This window comes from Janthinobacterium sp. NKUCC06_STL (assembly GCF_019345455.1).
In the GTDB taxonomy this organism is placed as follows: domain Bacteria; phylum Pseudomonadota; class Gammaproteobacteria; order Burkholderiales; family Burkholderiaceae_D; genus Janthinobacterium; species Janthinobacterium rivuli.
The window spans coordinates 1934937-1949649 of sequence record NZ_JAHKQY010000001.1; the positions used below are offsets into that span (position 1 = coordinate 1934937).

11 protein-coding genes are annotated in these 14713 nt (G+C 61.1%); 8 read left to right on the forward strand and 3 right to left on the reverse strand.

Going from position 1 to position 14713, the window contains the following annotated elements; translation table 11 throughout:
- The first annotated feature begins 124 nt into the window (after nucleotides 1-124).
- The 6 genes from purB (at nucleotide 125) to KO539_RS08840 (ending at nucleotide 6433) form a co-directional block, all read left to right on the forward strand.
- Nucleotides 125-1504 (forward strand): adenylosuccinate lyase, encoded by a 1380-nt coding sequence (gene purB, locus KO539_RS08815; protein WP_219308432.1) that lies wholly within the window; start codon nucleotides 125-127, stop codon nucleotides 1502-1504.
- A gap of 185 nt (nucleotides 1505-1689) precedes the next feature.
- The gene (locus KO539_RS08820; protein ID WP_046684510.1) at nucleotides 1690-2214 is read left to right on the forward strand and encodes a cytochrome b; all 525 of its coding nucleotides are present in this window, start codon (nucleotides 1690-1692) and stop codon (nucleotides 2212-2214) included.
- A gap of 46 nt (nucleotides 2215-2260) precedes the next feature.
- A complete protein-coding gene (locus KO539_RS08825) occupies nucleotides 2261-2815 on the forward strand; it encodes a YceI family protein (RefSeq protein ID WP_219308435.1) in 555 nt (184 codons plus the stop codon).
- Nucleotides 2816-2954: 139 nt separating this feature from the next.
- A complete protein-coding gene (locus tag KO539_RS08830; RefSeq protein WP_219308436.1) occupies nucleotides 2955-3530 on the forward strand; it encodes a YceI family protein in 576 nt (191 codons plus the stop codon).
- A 173-nt stretch (nucleotides 3531-3703) separates the two neighbouring features.
- Nucleotides 3704-3973 (forward strand): GlsB/YeaQ/YmgE family stress response membrane protein, encoded by a 270-nt coding sequence (locus KO539_RS08835; RefSeq protein WP_034745587.1) that lies wholly within the window; start codon nucleotides 3704-3706, stop codon nucleotides 3971-3973.
- Between the two features lie 306 nt (nucleotides 3974-4279).
- The gene (locus KO539_RS08840) at nucleotides 4280-6433 is read left to right on the forward strand and encodes a S46 family peptidase (protein ID WP_035822796.1); all 2154 of its coding nucleotides are present in this window, start codon (nucleotides 4280-4282) and stop codon (nucleotides 6431-6433) included.
- A 68-nt stretch (nucleotides 6434-6501) separates the two neighbouring features.
- On the opposite strand, the gene KO539_RS08845 is transcribed toward KO539_RS08840, so the two are convergent.
- A complete protein-coding gene (locus tag KO539_RS08845) occupies nucleotides 6502-7080 on the reverse strand; it encodes a hypothetical protein (protein ID WP_219308438.1) in 579 nt (192 codons plus the stop codon).
- 149 nt (nucleotides 7081-7229) lie between these two features.
- On the opposite strand from KO539_RS08845, the gene KO539_RS08850 reads away from it, so the two are divergent.
- Nucleotides 7230-8918, forward strand: a complete 1689-nt coding sequence (locus tag KO539_RS08850) for a M14 family zinc carboxypeptidase (protein ID WP_219308439.1) — start codon at nucleotides 7230-7232, stop codon at nucleotides 8916-8918.
- A 91-nt stretch (nucleotides 8919-9009) separates the two neighbouring features.
- The gene (locus KO539_RS08855; RefSeq protein ID WP_219308441.1) at nucleotides 9010-11160 is read left to right on the forward strand and encodes an FUSC family membrane protein; all 2151 of its coding nucleotides are present in this window, start codon (nucleotides 9010-9012) and stop codon (nucleotides 11158-11160) included.
- Between the two features lie 11 nt (nucleotides 11161-11171).
- Here KO539_RS08855 and KO539_RS08860 read toward each other — a convergent pair whose 3' ends face one another.
- Together KO539_RS08860 and KO539_RS08865 are read right to left on the reverse strand one after the other, a co-directional pair.
- Nucleotides 11172-13124 carry a S9 family peptidase gene (locus tag KO539_RS08860; RefSeq protein WP_257626146.1) on the reverse strand — a complete coding sequence of 651 codons (1953 nt, stop codon included), beginning with the start codon at nucleotides 13122-13124 and terminating at the stop codon, nucleotides 11172-11174.
- Nucleotides 13125-13191: 67 nt separating this feature from the next.
- Nucleotides 13192-14664 (reverse strand): amino acid permease, encoded by a 1473-nt coding sequence (locus KO539_RS08865; protein WP_081922617.1) that lies wholly within the window; start codon nucleotides 14662-14664, stop codon nucleotides 13192-13194.
- Nucleotides 14665-14713 lie beyond the last annotated feature (49 nt).

Consider the following 14713-nt stretch of genomic DNA (forward strand, 5'->3'; position numbering starts at 1 on the left):
GGCCAGCGGCCAGCGGTGGTAAAATCGCCCTTTACTGTGGCGCCGTCAGTGTTGCTGTATTGCAATAGCCCTGCCCTCCCCGCGCGCCACACGCCAACCGTTTCTTTAACTTGCGTCCGCTCTCATGACTTCTACTACTCCGTATTCCACGCTGTCGGCCCTGTCTCCGCTCGATGGCCGCTACGCCAGCAAGACCGATCTGCTGCGCCCGATCCTGTCCGAAGCCGGTTTCATGCACCACCGCGTGAAAGTGGAAATCTCCTGGCTGCAAGCGCTGTCGCAAGCCGGTTTCGCTGAAATCAAGCCGTTCTCGGCGGAAGCGAGCGCCCTGCTCGACAAGATGGCGGCCGATTTCTCGGAAGCCGACGCGGCCCGCATCAAGGCCATCGAAGCGGTCACCAACCATGACGTCAAGGCCGTCGAGTACTGGCTGAAGGAACAAGTGGCGGACGTGCCGGAACTGGTGGCAGCGTCGGAATTCATCCATTTCGCCTGCACCTCGGAAGACATCAACAACACCTCGCACGGCATGATGCTCAAAGCCGCGCGCGATGGCGTGATGCTGCCGGCCCTGCAAGGCTTGGTGACCAAGCTGACGCAAATCGCGCACGACAACGCCGACGTGCCGATGCTGTCGCGCACGCACGGCCAGACGGCCAGCCCGACCACCCTGGGCAAGGAAATGGCCAACGTCGTGGCCCGCTTGCAGCGCGCCGTGAAACGCATCGAGCAGGTGGAAATCCTCGGCAAGATGAATGGCGCCGTCGGCAACTACAACGCCCACTTGTCCGCCTATCCCGGCTTCGACTGGCCGGCATTCTCGCAGGCCGTCATCGAACAGCGCCTGGGCCTGGTCTTCAATCCGTACACCATCCAGATCGAGCCGCACGACTACATGGCCGAACTGTTCGACGCCTTCGCGCGCGCCAACACGATCTTGCTGGACCTGAACCGCGACATCTGGACGTACGTCTCGCTGGGCTACTTCAAGCAGAAACTGAAAGCGGGCGAAATCGGTTCGTCGACCATGCCGCACAAGGTCAACCCGATCGACTTCGAAAACTCGGAGGGCAACCTGGGCCTGGCCAATGCCGTGCTGAAACACCTGTCGGAAAAACTGCCCGTCTCGCGCATGCAGCGCGACCTGACCGACTCGACCGTGCTGCGCAATATCGGCGTGGGCCTCGGCTACACCCTGCTGGCCTATGACAGCTGCCTGCGCGGCCTGAACAAGCTGGAAGTGAACCACGCGCGCCTGGCGCAAGACCTGGACGCGACCTGGGAAGTGCTGGCCGAACCGGTACAAACCGTGATGCGCCGCTATGGCATCGAAAACCCGTACGAGCAGCTCAAAGAGCTGACGCGCGGCAAGGGCATCTCGAAAGAAGCGCTGCAAACCTTCGTCAATGGCCTGGCCATTCCGCAGGATGCCAAGGACGTGCTGCTGACCATGACGCCGGGCAACTACATCGGTATCGCCGCGCAATTGGCCAAAGCCATCTAAGCAGTTTCCACATGGGGATCCTGCTATCCCACTCCTGCGGGGCGGCCAGCATACAAATGCTGCCCGCCCCGCGGTTTTTCCGGCAATCTTTCTTGTAGAATCTGCAGCACGCAGCGCAATTTGCTTTTCTTTGGTATATTAGGCCGAATTAGTCCTAACACGTACTACTTTCAAGAAAGCCGTCGATGCAACGCTACACCACCACCGCCATCATCCTGCACTGGCTGACCGCCCTGCTGATCATCAGCGCCTTCGTCATGGGCCTGGTCATGGTCGACATTCCCGGCCTGACGCCCACCAAGCTCAAATATTTCTCGTGGCATAAATGGCTCGGTGTGACCGTGCTGGCCATCGCCGCCATCCGCCTGCTGTGGCGCAAGGCCAATGTGCCGCCACCGCACCCGGCCAGCATGGTGGCCTGGCAAAAGAAGGCGGCCGACGCCATGCACGTGCTGCTGTACATCCTGATCTTCGCCGTGCCCGTCTCCGGCTACCTGTACACCCTGGCCGCCGGCGTGCCCGTGGTCTACCTCGGCCTGTTCCAGTTGCCCGTCATCATGGCGCCGAACCCGGAACTTAAGCCGCTCTTAAAAGAAATTCATTATGTTCTGAACATGACAATGGCCGCCGCCGTGGCCGCCCATGTGCTGGCGGCGCTGAAGCACCAGTTCATCGACCGTGACGGCGTCCTCAAGCGCATGTTGCCGTAACACCGACTTCCCCTTGCTCACTGAAAAACTACAGGAAAAAAACAAGATGAAAACCACCCAACGCCTCGTCCTCGCTTCCCTGCTGGGCCTGTCTGTGGCCGCCACCGCCGCCACCTTGCTGAAAGTCGATCCCGCCAAGACCAGCGTGTCGGCCGTGTTCAAGCAAATGAACGTGCCGGTGGAAGCGAAGTTCAAGAAATTCAATATCGCCATCGATTACAACCCGGCCACGCCGGACGCATCGAAGGCGTCGGTGGAAATCGAGACGGCCAGCATCGATATCGGCGACCCCGAGTACAACAAGGAAGTGGCCAAGAAGGAATGGTTTAACGCGGCCCAGTTCCCGAAAGCCACCTTCGTCTCGAGCAGCATCAAGGCCGCAGGCGCGGGCAAGCTGACGGTCACCGGCAAGCTGAGCATCAAAGGCAAGACCACCGACGTGACCTTCCCCCTAGCGGTGAAAGCCGATGGCGGCAAATATGCGTTCGACGGCGCCCTGCCGATCAAGCGCCTGACCTATAACATCGGCGAAGGCGAGTGGAAAGACACGAGCATGGTTGCCGACGAGGTTACGATCAAGTTCCACGTCGCCGCTCAGTAACACCTGAGAAAACGTCCATGACTGCGTTGCTCTTGCCTCGTCGTGCTATTCGCACTGCCTTCGGCAAGGCGCCTTGTCCTGAACGTTTTTCAGGCGTTACAAAAAACAACCCAACCACCTGTTCAACTATAGGATCTGCATGAAATTTTCGCACTTGATGATCGCCGTGCTGGCAGTGGCCGGCGCGGGTTCGGCCATGGCCGCTACCGACACCTACAACCTCGACCCGACGCACACCTTCCCCAGCTTTGAAGCCGATCACATGGGCATGTCCGTGTGGCGCGGCAAGTTCAACAAGACCAAGGGTACGGTCACCCTGGACCGCGCCGCCAAGACGGGCAGCCTGGACCTCGTCATCGATGCCGATTCGATCGACTTCGGGCTGGACGCCATGAATACGCACGCGAAAAAAGCGGACATGTTCAACGTCGAGAAATTCCCGCAGATCACCTACAAGAGCAAGTCGCTGAAGTTCAACGGCGAGCAGCTGGTGGAAGTCGACGGCGAACTGACCCTGCTGGGCGTGACCAAACCCGTCAAGCTGAACGTGAGCAAGTTCAAGTGCATCATGCACCCGCGCTATAAGCGTGAAGTGTGCGGCGCCGACGCCACGGCGGAATTCAAGCGCAGCGACTTTGGCCTGAACTACGGCATGCCGGCGTTCTCGCCGGAAGTCAAGCTGGCCATCCAGGTGGAAGCCATCAAGGCCGACTAAACACGACCTTGCCGCATGACAAGCCCGCCTCGCTGCCCGCAGCCAGGCGGGCTTTTGCATGCGCCGTGCGAATCCGCTGGACTTTTCTATCGTGCGGCATCAGTATCAATTTGCCATGACGTGCAGGCCGCACCGCTCTGGCACAACCACTCATCCATCGCGCGGAGGATTACATGAATTTCATTATCTGGATCGTTATTGGCGGTGTCATCGGCTGGCTGGCCAGCATGGTCATGAAAACCAATGCACAACAGGGCATCTTTCTCAATATCATCGTCGGCATCGTCGGCGCCTTCCTGGGCGGCTGGCTGCTGGCCCCCCTGTTCGGCACGGGCACCATCAATAGCGACAATTTCAGCCTGGCTTCGCTGCTGGTCTCGTTCCTGGGCGCCGTGATCCTGCTGGGCATCGTGAATCTTTTGCGCCGCGGCAAAATACGCTGAGCAGACCAATCGCAGCACATCCGCAAGTGGCCGGGCCGCGCAAGCGCCCGGCCATTTTTATTGCTGGCAAGGCAATTGTATGGACAATACCACAGCCACGGCACGAGAAAATGCCCGTTCGCAGCCCGCTCCTGCCCCTGCAATGCCGAAAATAGTGCAATTTCCACAAGCCACTACAAACATGCTGTCGGGAAAATGTGATTGACTAGTGCGAGTTCGATACGGATACTCTATGTCGCCCGCTGAGAAAAAACACTGGGTACACGTTGGTTCCGACTTCCCTTCATGTAAAAGACTAGAACTCGAATGAAAAAATCTTTAATCGCGCTCGCCATCCTGAGCAACTTCGCACACGCCGACGAAGGCATGTGGATGCCCCAACAGCTGCCACAAGTAGCCAAGGAACTGAAAGCGGCCGGACTGAAACTTGATCCGACCAACCTGACCAAACTGACCGAGTTCCCGATGGGCGCCATCGTCAGCCTGGGCGGTTGCTCGGCCTCGTTCGTCTCGCCGCAAGGCCTGGTTGCCACCAACCACCATTGCGTCTACAACAGCGTAGCGGTCAATTCGACCAAAGAGCGCGATTTGCTGGCCAACGGTTTCCTGGCCAAGACGTTCGCTGAAGAACTGCCGGCATCCCCAGGCAGCCGCATCTTCGTCACCTCGGCCGTGACCAATGTCAGCGACAAGATCATCACCGCCGACGTGGCTAAGCTGCAAGGCAAGGCACGCATCGACGCGATCGAGAAAAACCAGAAGAAACTGGTCGCCGAATGCGAAAAAGAAGCCGGCTTCCGCTGCACCGTGTCCGCCTACTACGGCGGCCTGGAGTTCTACCTGATCAAGCAACTGGAAATCCGCGACGTGCGCCTGGTGCACGCGCCTCCAGCGGGTGTGGGCAAGTTCGGCGGCGACACCGACAACTGGATGTGGCCGCGCCACACGGGCGACTACGGTTTCTACCGCGCCTATGTCAGCAAAGACGGCAAAGCTGCCGACTTCAGCAAGGACAACGTGCCTTACCAGCCAAAACACGTGCTGAAACTGGCCAAGGATGGCTTGAAAGAAGGCGATTTCGTGATGGTTCTGGGCTACCCTGGCCGCACCAACCGCCACCGCCTGCCATCGGAAGTGGCGTACACGTTTGACTGGAACTACCCGGCCTTCGTGAAAGCATCGGGCGAAACCCTGGCCATCATCGCGCGCGAAACCAAGGACAACAAGGATGTTGCCCTAAAGTACGCGGGTCAAGTTGCCGGCGTCAACAATTACTACAAGAACCGCCAAGGCATGCTGGACTCCTACGCCGGCAGCGATTTCCTGGCACGCAAGACGGCGGAACACGAAGCCCTGAAGACCTGGGTCAACGCCACGCCAGCACGCAAGGCCGAATTTGCCGGCGACATCGAGCAAGTGGAAAAGCTGATCGCCGAGCGCGATGCCGACACCAAGCGCGATTTCTTCCTGGGCTACGCACAGCCACGCCTGCTGAACACGGCACGCAGCCTGTACCGCCTGTCGAACGAAGGCACCAAGTCCGATACGGAACGCAAGTCCGGCTATCAGACGCGCGACTTGCCACGCCTGGAAGCGGGCATCACCTCGGTCGAACGCACCTACGATGAAAAAGTCGACAAGGCGCTGGTACTGAACAGCCTGACCAAGTACGCCGCGCAACCGGCAGCACAGCGCCGCGCCAGCTTCGACGCCGCCATCGGCATCAAGGATGGCATGTCGCCAGCCGACCTGTCCGCCGCCCTGGACAAACTGTATGCCGGCAGCAAGCTGGCCGACAAGGCCGAGCGCGCAGCTTGGCTGAAACGCACGCCAGCCGAATTCCAGGCCAGCAAGGACAGCTTCATCCAGGCAGCCGTCGCCATGTATCCGGATTCGCTGAAAAACGAAGCGGAAGACGAAGAACTGGCAGGCAAGATCCAGCAAGCCTACGCCAACTACATGAAAGCCAAAATTGCCTTCATGAAGAGCAAGGGCCAAGCCGTCTACCCTGACGCCAACAGCACCCTGCGCGTCACGTTCGGCAAAGTAGCCGGCCGCGACCACGGCGCCGACGGCACCACCTGGTCCGCCTTCACCACCGTCAATGGCGTCGCCGCCAAAGCCACGGGCCAGGGCGAGTTCAATGCACCAGCCAATCAACTGGCCGCGATCAAAGCCAAGGACTTCGGTAAATTCGTCGATCCGAAGCTGAAAACCGTACCGGTCGACTACCTGGCCACCCTGGACATCACCGGTGGCAACTCCGGTTCGGCTGCCCTGAACGCAAAAGGCGAATTCATCGGCCTGGCCTTCGATGGCACCCTGGACTCGATCATTTCCGATTGGGACTACAACAAGGCCAACACCCGTTCGATCCAGGTCGACCTGCGCTACATGCTGTGGAACATGAAACACATCGACCACGCAGACAACCTGCTGAAAGAAATGGGCGCTGAATAACAAGAAGCAATAACCCGGCAACGGGCGCTTTAAGCTGAGCCACTCCTGCGGGAGTGGCTTTTTTTCGCCTAGCGTTTCACCTTGGTGAAGCGGTAAGGCACGGCTTGCTCCTCGCCAAACACTTGCGCCCGGCCACTTCCCAGCGGCAGCATGACCCGCCGGCCATCGTGCAGCAGCAAGGCCAGGTCGGCGCCGGGAAAGCGCTGCGCCAGTAGCGGATAGGCTTGCCGCGCGATGGGGGCGGCGGGAATCACGATGCGATAATCGGCCTCGCCAAAATCGAGCAGCAGCGCGGGAGCCTCAGGCCCCGGCAGCGCCGTGATGCGCAGGCGCGCGCTTCCCTTGACGAGCTCGAAGGCTGACCACAGGGACAAGCTGTGCTGCGTGGACCCGGTCTGCAGTTGCGGCGCGTGGCCCGCCACCGCCGACGTCAGCAAGACGTCAGGCCGTTCTTCCGAGACTGCCCCATCGACGGCCAGCAGCCAGCCCCGGTAGCGTATCAGCGCACCCTGCGCACTGGCCGTAACGGACCCGCCCTGCGCCACAGGTCCCTTGCCCGCCGGCAAGCGCAAGGGCGCCGCCTGCGCCGCCAGGCAAGCCCACCACACCAGCACCGCCATCGCCATCGCAGTCGCCATCTTCACCATGCCGCCTCCCTTGCGCGTGAAACGTATTCATAACACAAGTACGGCAACAAGCCCCTGCGGCGCCTCAAGGCGGCAGCGCCGGTGCTACAATTGGCGCCTAGCGGGCGTACTTACCCAGCGCGCCTTCCCCCTCCCAGACTCAGACCGCTATGCCACCAGACTTGCGCACGACCTACGAACTCGGTAACCACAACCAGACCACGACCTGGCTGGAATGCATCACCTTCTACAAGGATCTCGCCGCACGCTACCCGCAAGTGCTGCATTTCGAACAGATCGGCCTGTCCGACTCGGGCGTGCCCATCCACGCTGGCGTCGTCAGCGCGGACGGCGTGTTCGACCGCGAGCAAATCAAGCGTGCAGGCCGCACCGTGTTCTTCAACAACAACGGCATCCACCCGGGTGAACCGGAAGGCATCGACGCCTGCATGGCCATCGTGCGCGACCTGTGTACGCAGCCGGAACGCCTGGCGGCGCTGGGCAGCACCGTGCTGCTGTTCATTCCGATCTACAACGTCGATGGCAGCCTGAACCGCGCCAATACGTCGCGCGTGAACCAGGATGGCCCGGAGCAATTCGGTTTCCGCGGTAATAGCCGCCACCTGGACTTGAACCGCGACTTCATCAAGTGCGACAGCCTGAACGCGCAAGTGTTCAACCGCCTGCTGGCCAGCTGGGATCCGGACGTGATGGTCGACACGCACACGTCGAACGGCGCCGACTACCCGTACACGATGACCCTGATCCACACGCAGACGGATAAGCTGGGCAATGGCCTGGGTCCCTTCCTGCAAGACACCATGCTGCCGCACATCTTTGCGCACATGGAAAGCGCCGGCTGGCCCACCTGCCCGTACGTGAACCCCGTCAAGGATAGTCCCGACCACGGCATCGCCGAATTCCTTGAAGTGCCCCGTTTCTCGACCGGCTTTGCGGCCCTGCACCACGTCATCGGTTTCATGCCGGAAACGCACATGCTGAAACCGTTCGCCGACCGCTACGCTTCCATGCGCGCCCTGCTCGACATCACGATGGCGTTCACGGTGGAACACGGCGAGAAAATCCGCCAATTGCGCGCGCAAGCCAAGGCGGCCGGACGCACGCAAGCCGAGTGGCCGATCCACTGGGCCATGAACGAAGAGCAACCGTCGACCTTCCCCTTCAAGGGCTATGCGGCGCAATACACGCCGAGTATCCTGGGCGATTACCAGCGCCTGTCCTACGACCGCTCGCAGCCGTGGGAACGCGATATCACCTATTACAACCGCTTCGATGCGGACGTCACCGTGGCTGCGCCGAAAGCCTACATCGTGCCGCAGGCGTGGCGCGAAGTCATCGAACGCCTGCGCTGGAACGGCGTCGAAATGAGCCGCATCACCACCGAACAGACCTTAACGGCACGCTACTACCACATCGCATCCGTCGGCACGCGCGCCACGGCCTACGAAGGCCACATGTTCCACGACACGGTGGAACTCGAAGCGCGCACGGGCCAGTTCACCGTGCAAGCGGGCGACTATGTAGTGTCCCTGGAGCAGGACAACGCCCGCTACGCCGTGGAAACCCTGGAACCGCAGGCGCACGACAGCTTCTTCCGCTGGGGTTTCTTCAACAGCGTGCTGGAAAAGAAAGAAGCGTTTTCCGATTACGTGTTCGAAGACATGGCCTCCGAACTGCTGCGCGACGAGCCAGCGCTGGCGGCCAAGTTTGCCGAGTGGAAAACAGCCAACCCAGCTTTGCTGAGCAATCAGGAAGCCGTGCTCGACTTCATTTTTGCACACTGCCAGCGCTTTGCCGAGCCGGAATGGCGGCGCTATCCGGTGATCGCCCTGATGTAACTCAGGGGCTGTAGCGAATGCAACATCCTGGCGCCGCATCGGAGACCCCGGTGCGGCGCCTCTTTCTGTGCCCTGCCCACAAGGTAATCCCATGCACTACGCACTGAACCTGCGCACCTTTATTTACAGCCATTATTTTTACCTGGGCTTGCGCGTGGCCATCGGCCTGGTCGGTCTGGCCTTGCTGACCCAGGAAATCAGCGACAGCGCCACCGCCATGACGGTATGCATCGGCGCCCTGTGCACGACCCTGATGGACATGCCCAGCCCGCTGCGCCACAAGTTCAATGAAATGCTCGCTTCCGTGCTGCTGTGCAGCGCCGTCACCTTATTGATCAGCCTGTGCGGGCCCGTGCAGTGGCTGTTGATGACGGTGCTCGTGCTGGTCAGTTTCCTCGCCAGCATGATGGTGGTGTACGGCAAGAAATCCATGCCCTTGCAACTGGCCGCCCTGTTCATCATGACCATGTCGATGGAGCATCAGATGACGTGGCAGCAATCGTTCCACCACGCGGGCCTGTTCATGCTGGGCGGCCTGATCTATCTGGCCTACGCCATGGCCATCGCCTGGGTCTTGCGCCACCGCATCAAGCAGCAAGTGCTGGCCGAAGCCCTGTTCGAACTGGCCGCCTACATCGACATCAAGGCCGATTTCTACGACACGCGCTTCAATTTGACGGAGCAATTCAACAAGCTGGTGCGCCATCAAAGCATCCTGGCCGACCGCCAGCAGGCGTCGCGCGATCTGATTCTGCGCAGCCACAAGAACAGCAAGGATGCCATCGTCGTGCAAGTGCACGTGTGCATGCTCGATCTGTATGAACTGATACTCTCCACGCACACGGATTACGCGCTGCTGCGCCAGCACCTGGCCGACTCCGACGTCTTGAAATCCTTGCACGACCTGGCCTACAAGGCGGCGCGCGACATCGAATCCGTCGCCTACGCCGTCACGCGCAAGCGCGCCTCGTATGCGCAGATCAGCTATGACAAGGAATGGGCCGATATCGAAGCGGAAATTGCCCGCCTTCACGCAAAAGGCGACGCTGCGCAGGAAGCGCTGGCCACCCTGCGCGCGCAGCGCAACAAGATCCGCGCCATTCTGAAAATGATCGCCGAGCTGCACCTGGCAACGCAAAAAGTCTATGCCGACGTGCCGTTCTGGAGCGGTGCGGACATGGCGCCATTCTTGTCGCAGCAAAAGTATGAATTGAAAACCCTGCTGGCTAATCTGCGCCTGGACTCGCCCGTGTTCCGCTTCGCCCTGCGCGTGTCGATGGCGATTTCCGTGGGATTGCTGATCGGCCACTGGCTGCCGTATGCGGCGCACAGCTACTGGATCGTGCTCACCATCGTCATCATCCTGCGTCCCACGTTCAGCATGACGCGCCAGCGCCGCGCCGACCGCATCATCGGCACCATCATCGGCTGCATCATCACGGCCATCGTGATCCGCTACGTGCACAGTAATATCGTGCTGATGGCCATTTTATTTCTCTCCATCGTGGCCACGCCCACCTTCATCTATTTGCGCTACCGCTACACGGCCATCGCCGTCAGCCTGATGATCTTGCTGCAAATGCATTTGGTGGCGCCCAGCAACCCGAACCTCGTCAGCGAGCGCCTGATCGACACCCTGATCGGCGCGGCGGTGGCCACCGTGTTCAGCTTTGTACTGGCCAACTGGGAATACCAGAGCCTGCCCCGCCTCGTGCGCCAGGTGCTGAATGTGAATGTGAGTTATATGCAGGCCAGCTTCGCGCTGCTGCAGGGAAAATGTTTTGATGACTTCGCCTACCGCATCGAGCGCAAGCGCTTGATGGACAGCCTGGCCGCGCTCAGCTCGGCGCTGGTGCGCATGCTCGATGAACCGGCCAGCAAGCAGCGGGCCGTGGAAGACATCAACCTGTTCATCGTGCAAAATTATCTATTGGTCGCCCACGTGGCGGCGCTGCGCTCCATCCTCGGGCGCCATGCCAGCCAGCTGCCTGTCGCGCCCGTCAACGCCTTGCTCAGCCACAGCCATACGCAAGTGTGTCTGACCCTGTCGCGCGCGCTGGAACAGCTCGATGACAAGGCTTCCATCAGCGCCCCGCTGGCTACCCTGCCCGCGCCGCCCGTCAGCGACGTGGCCTGGTCGGGCTGGCCGCTGGTGCAGCGGCGTATCCGCCTGTTGCAGGCGGATGCCGACAAGATTGTGATACATAGCGCGGCGATCGTGCATATTGTGGCACCGCGCTAAACCTGCACAGCTTATTTCAGGTACTGCTCAAACCAGCCGATAGTGCGCTTCTGCAAGTCGCGCTGGTGCTCGGGCTTGCGGAAGGAATGGCCTTCGCCATCGTAGATGAACAGGCTGGACGGCACGCCCATGGCGCGCAAGCCGTGCCAGAATTCCAGAGACTGGGCGGCCGGCGTTTCCACGTCGCGCTCGCCCACGTAGATCAGGGTCGGCGTCTTGGCCGCCTTGATCGATTCGATGGGTGACGCCTTGCGGTAGACGGCCGGATTGTCATAGGCGGAGGCGCCAAAGAACGGGATCATCCACTGGTTGATGCCGTTCTGGCCGTAATAGCTGATCCAGTTCGACACGCCCGCACCCGCCACGGCTGCCTTGAAGCGGTCGCTGTGCGTAACGCCCCACATGGTCATGAAGCCGCCATACGAATGGCCGATCAGGCCCAGGCGCTGGCCATCGACGGGCGCCACTGTTTGCACCGCATCGATGCCGGCCAGGATGTCGCGCCAGTCGCCGCCGCCAAAGTCAGCCATGTTCGCGCGCGTAAAGGCCTGGCCCTGGCCAAAGCTGCCGCGCGGATTGGGCAGGAAGACAAAATAACCTTTTTGCGTCAATTCGTGGATCAGGGTGCTCGCTCCCACGTAACGGGGCGAGGCAGCCGCGCCGGGGCCGCCATGCACGTTGACGATCATCGGGTAGCGCTTGCCGGCGTCCGTCTTCAACGGTCCCAGCAGCCAGCCCTGCACCTTGTATTGCTCGTTGTTCCAGCCCACGTTCTGCACCGTCAGCTGCGGCGCAAAGCCGTCATTGTCACGCGTGATCTTTTTCAGCTGGCCCACCGGGCCCGCCACCAAGTAGCTGGCGTGCGTAAAATCTTCCTGCGCGGCAGCGGCGTGACGGCCATCGGCGCTGAACGACAAGCGGCCATCGCTGCCGCTGCTGCTCAGTTCACCGAGCAGTACAGGTTGACTGGGGCCGGTCTGCGCATCGACGGGCACCAGCGCCAGCTGCGAATCGATCAGGGCCGTTGCCAGCAAGCCGGCGCCGCGCCAGACGACGCCATTGAAGGTGCCGCGATAGTCTGATGTGAGGTTGCGCGGCGTACCGCCAGCCAAGGGCACCGTGTAGATATCGCCGCCGATGGAGCCGAAATCGCTCATCAGGCCGCCGATGAAGACCACCGTCTTGCCGTCCGGCGAGACCGAGGGCAGGTTCAGCTGCATGGCCGGCGACGCGATCACGCGCAGGGCGCCCGTGGCCGCATCGATATGGCTGAGCTTGGCGACCCACCAGTTGCTGTCGCCATTGCCCTGCGCGCTGGTGGCAACAAAGCCGCGGCCATCGGGCGTCCAGCTGTATTCATACACATAGGTGTCGCCTGGTGACAGCAGACGCGGCTCGCCGCCGCTGGCCGGCACGACGGCGATGCGCTGGGCATCGTCGTCGTTGCCCACTTCGCCCACCTGGCGCGCGCCCGCCTCGACGGCGCCGGCCAGTTTGCGCGCGCCCACCGTCGCGAGCAAAGCCAGCTGCTTGCCGTCCGGCGACCAGCGCGCCGTGCTGGCCACGCCCTTGATACTGGTCAACATCCGCACCGGCGCCTGCGACAGGGTGGCCAGGTATAGCTGCGCCGTGCCCGCCTTGGCGTCATAGCCGATGAAGGCCAGTTGCCTGCCGTCCGGCGACCAGCTGGGCTTGTCGTAGGAACACACGGCACACGGATCGAATTGCTGCACGATGGCGCCGTTGGCGGCGTCGCGCACGACGATCACCGCATGCGGGCGCTGCGGCTGTGGCTGTTCCGCCCTGCTCGACTCGATGGCGGCGATGCGCTGGCCATTGGCCGACAGGGCGACGGCGCGGTAATCGCGCAAGGCCGGCTCGCTTGCAGGGGCGGCCTGCGCCAGGGTGCCCAGAAGGCTGCTTGCCAGCAAGCCGCAGGCGGCCAGATCAGTTATTTTCATCATGTAAATTCCGGTTAGAAATAAAAAAAACCGCCGGCAAGCGCGGCGGTTTCGGATGGAACAGACTGCATTAGCGGGCCTTCTTGCCCAGATGCGAATGCCGCATGCTGTACAGGAAGTAAATGGCCACCGTCACCGCCATCCACACACTGAACACGACAAACGTCGTATGCGGCAAATCGCGCATGATGTACAGGCAAGCCAGAATGCTCAGACCCGGAATCACGTATGGCCCAAACGGCACGCTGAAGCCTTCGATTCGGTTCGCGCCCTGCTTGTGGCGCAGCACGGGCACGGCGATCGAGACGACCATGAAGGCCGTCAGGGTACCGATGCTGACCATGTCCCACAGGTAAGTCGCATCGACGGAACCGGCCACCACGGCCACGACGAGGCAGACGATGATGGTATTGCTGACCGGCACCAGAGTGCGCGGGTGGATTTTCTGGAACGATTTCGGGATCAAACCGTCGCGGCTGACGGCAAACAGGATGCGCGTCTGGCCGTAGATTGTCACCAGGGTCACGCTGAAGACGGAGATGACGGCGCCGGCCGACAGCACCAGCGCGGGCCAGGTCTTGCCCGTGACGTTTTGCAGGATCACCGCCAGGCCCGCTTCCTGGCCTTCAAATAATTTCGCTTGCTGCGCGCCGAGGGCGGCCACGGCCACCAGCAAATAAAACACGGTGACGATGAGCAAGGCGCCGAGGATGCCGCGCGGCACATTGCGCGTGGGATTTTTCACTTCGTCGCCCGCCGTCGCCACCGTATCGAGGCCGATGAAGGAGAAGAAGACGGTGCCGGCCGCGGCCGTGACGCCCGTCATGCCGGCAAAGCCCTTGCTATTGTCGGTATTGAAGAAGGGGAAGAAATTGTCGGCATTAAAACCGGAAAACGCGATGACGATGAAAAACACGAGGATCGCCAGTTTGATGATGACCATGATGGCGTTCATCAGGGCCGATTCCTTGGCGCCACGCAGCAGCAAGAAGCCGCACATGCAGATCAAAAAGATCGGCGGCAGGTTGATGTGGCCGGCATGAAACTCCATGCCATGCGGGCCAGAAACGATCATCGGCGTGCGCAGCATCTCCGGGATGTGCCAGCCAAACGCGTTTTCCAGGAAGTTGTTCAGGTAGGACGACCAGCCGATGGCCACTGCACTGCCCGCCAAACCGTATTCGAGCAGCAGACAGGCGGCCATGATGAAGGCAAGAAACTCACCCACGGTGGCGTAGGCAAACGAATACGAGGAGCCGGAAGCGGGTATGCGGAACGACAATTCCGCATAACACAAGGCCGTCAAACCGGCCGTGATGGCGGCGATCAGGAAAGACAGGACGACCGAAGGGCCCGCCTTGGGGACGGCTTCGACCATGGTAAAGAAAATGCCCGTGCCGATGGTGGCGCCGACGCCGATCATGGTGAGGGAAAACAGGCCGATGGACCGGCTCAAGCCACTGCTGCTGAGGCCTTCACCATATTCGACCGTGGTATCGATCGGCTTGGTGCGGCAGAGTTTCTGGACCAGGGTTTGGCTCACTAACATTCCTTTATGAGGCATGCACTTAAACACCTGCAAAAACCTACTG

Bases quoted from the DNA above. Each gene is read 5' to 3' on its own strand.
- purB (WP_219308432.1), top strand. From the start codon at position 125: ATGACTTCTACTACTCCGTATTCCACGCTGTCGGCCCTGTCTCCGCTC.
- KO539_RS08820 (WP_046684510.1), top strand. From the start codon at position 1,690: ATGCAACGCTACACCACCACCGCCATCATCCTGCACTGGCTGACCGCC.
- KO539_RS08825 (WP_219308435.1), top strand. From the start codon at position 2,261: ATGAAAACCACCCAACGCCTCGTCCTCGCTTCCCTGCTGGGCCTGTCT.
- KO539_RS08830 (WP_219308436.1), top strand. From the start codon at position 2,955: ATGAAATTTTCGCACTTGATGATCGCCGTGCTGGCAGTGGCCGGCGCG.
- KO539_RS08835 (WP_034745587.1), top strand. From the start codon at position 3,704: ATGAATTTCATTATCTGGATCGTTATTGGCGGTGTCATCGGCTGGCTG.
- KO539_RS08840 (WP_035822796.1), top strand. From the start codon at position 4,280: ATGAAAAAATCTTTAATCGCGCTCGCCATCCTGAGCAACTTCGCACAC.
- KO539_RS08845 (WP_219308438.1), bottom strand. From the start codon at position 7,080: ATGGTGAAGATGGCGACTGCGATGGCGATGGCGGTGCTGGTGTGGTGG.
- KO539_RS08850 (WP_219308439.1), top strand. From the start codon at position 7,230: ATGCCACCAGACTTGCGCACGACCTACGAACTCGGTAACCACAACCAG.
- KO539_RS08855 (WP_219308441.1), top strand. From the start codon at position 9,010: ATGCACTACGCACTGAACCTGCGCACCTTTATTTACAGCCATTATTTT.
- KO539_RS08860 (WP_257626146.1), bottom strand. From the start codon at position 13,124: ATGATGAAAATAACTGATCTGGCCGCCTGCGGCTTGCTGGCAAGCAGC.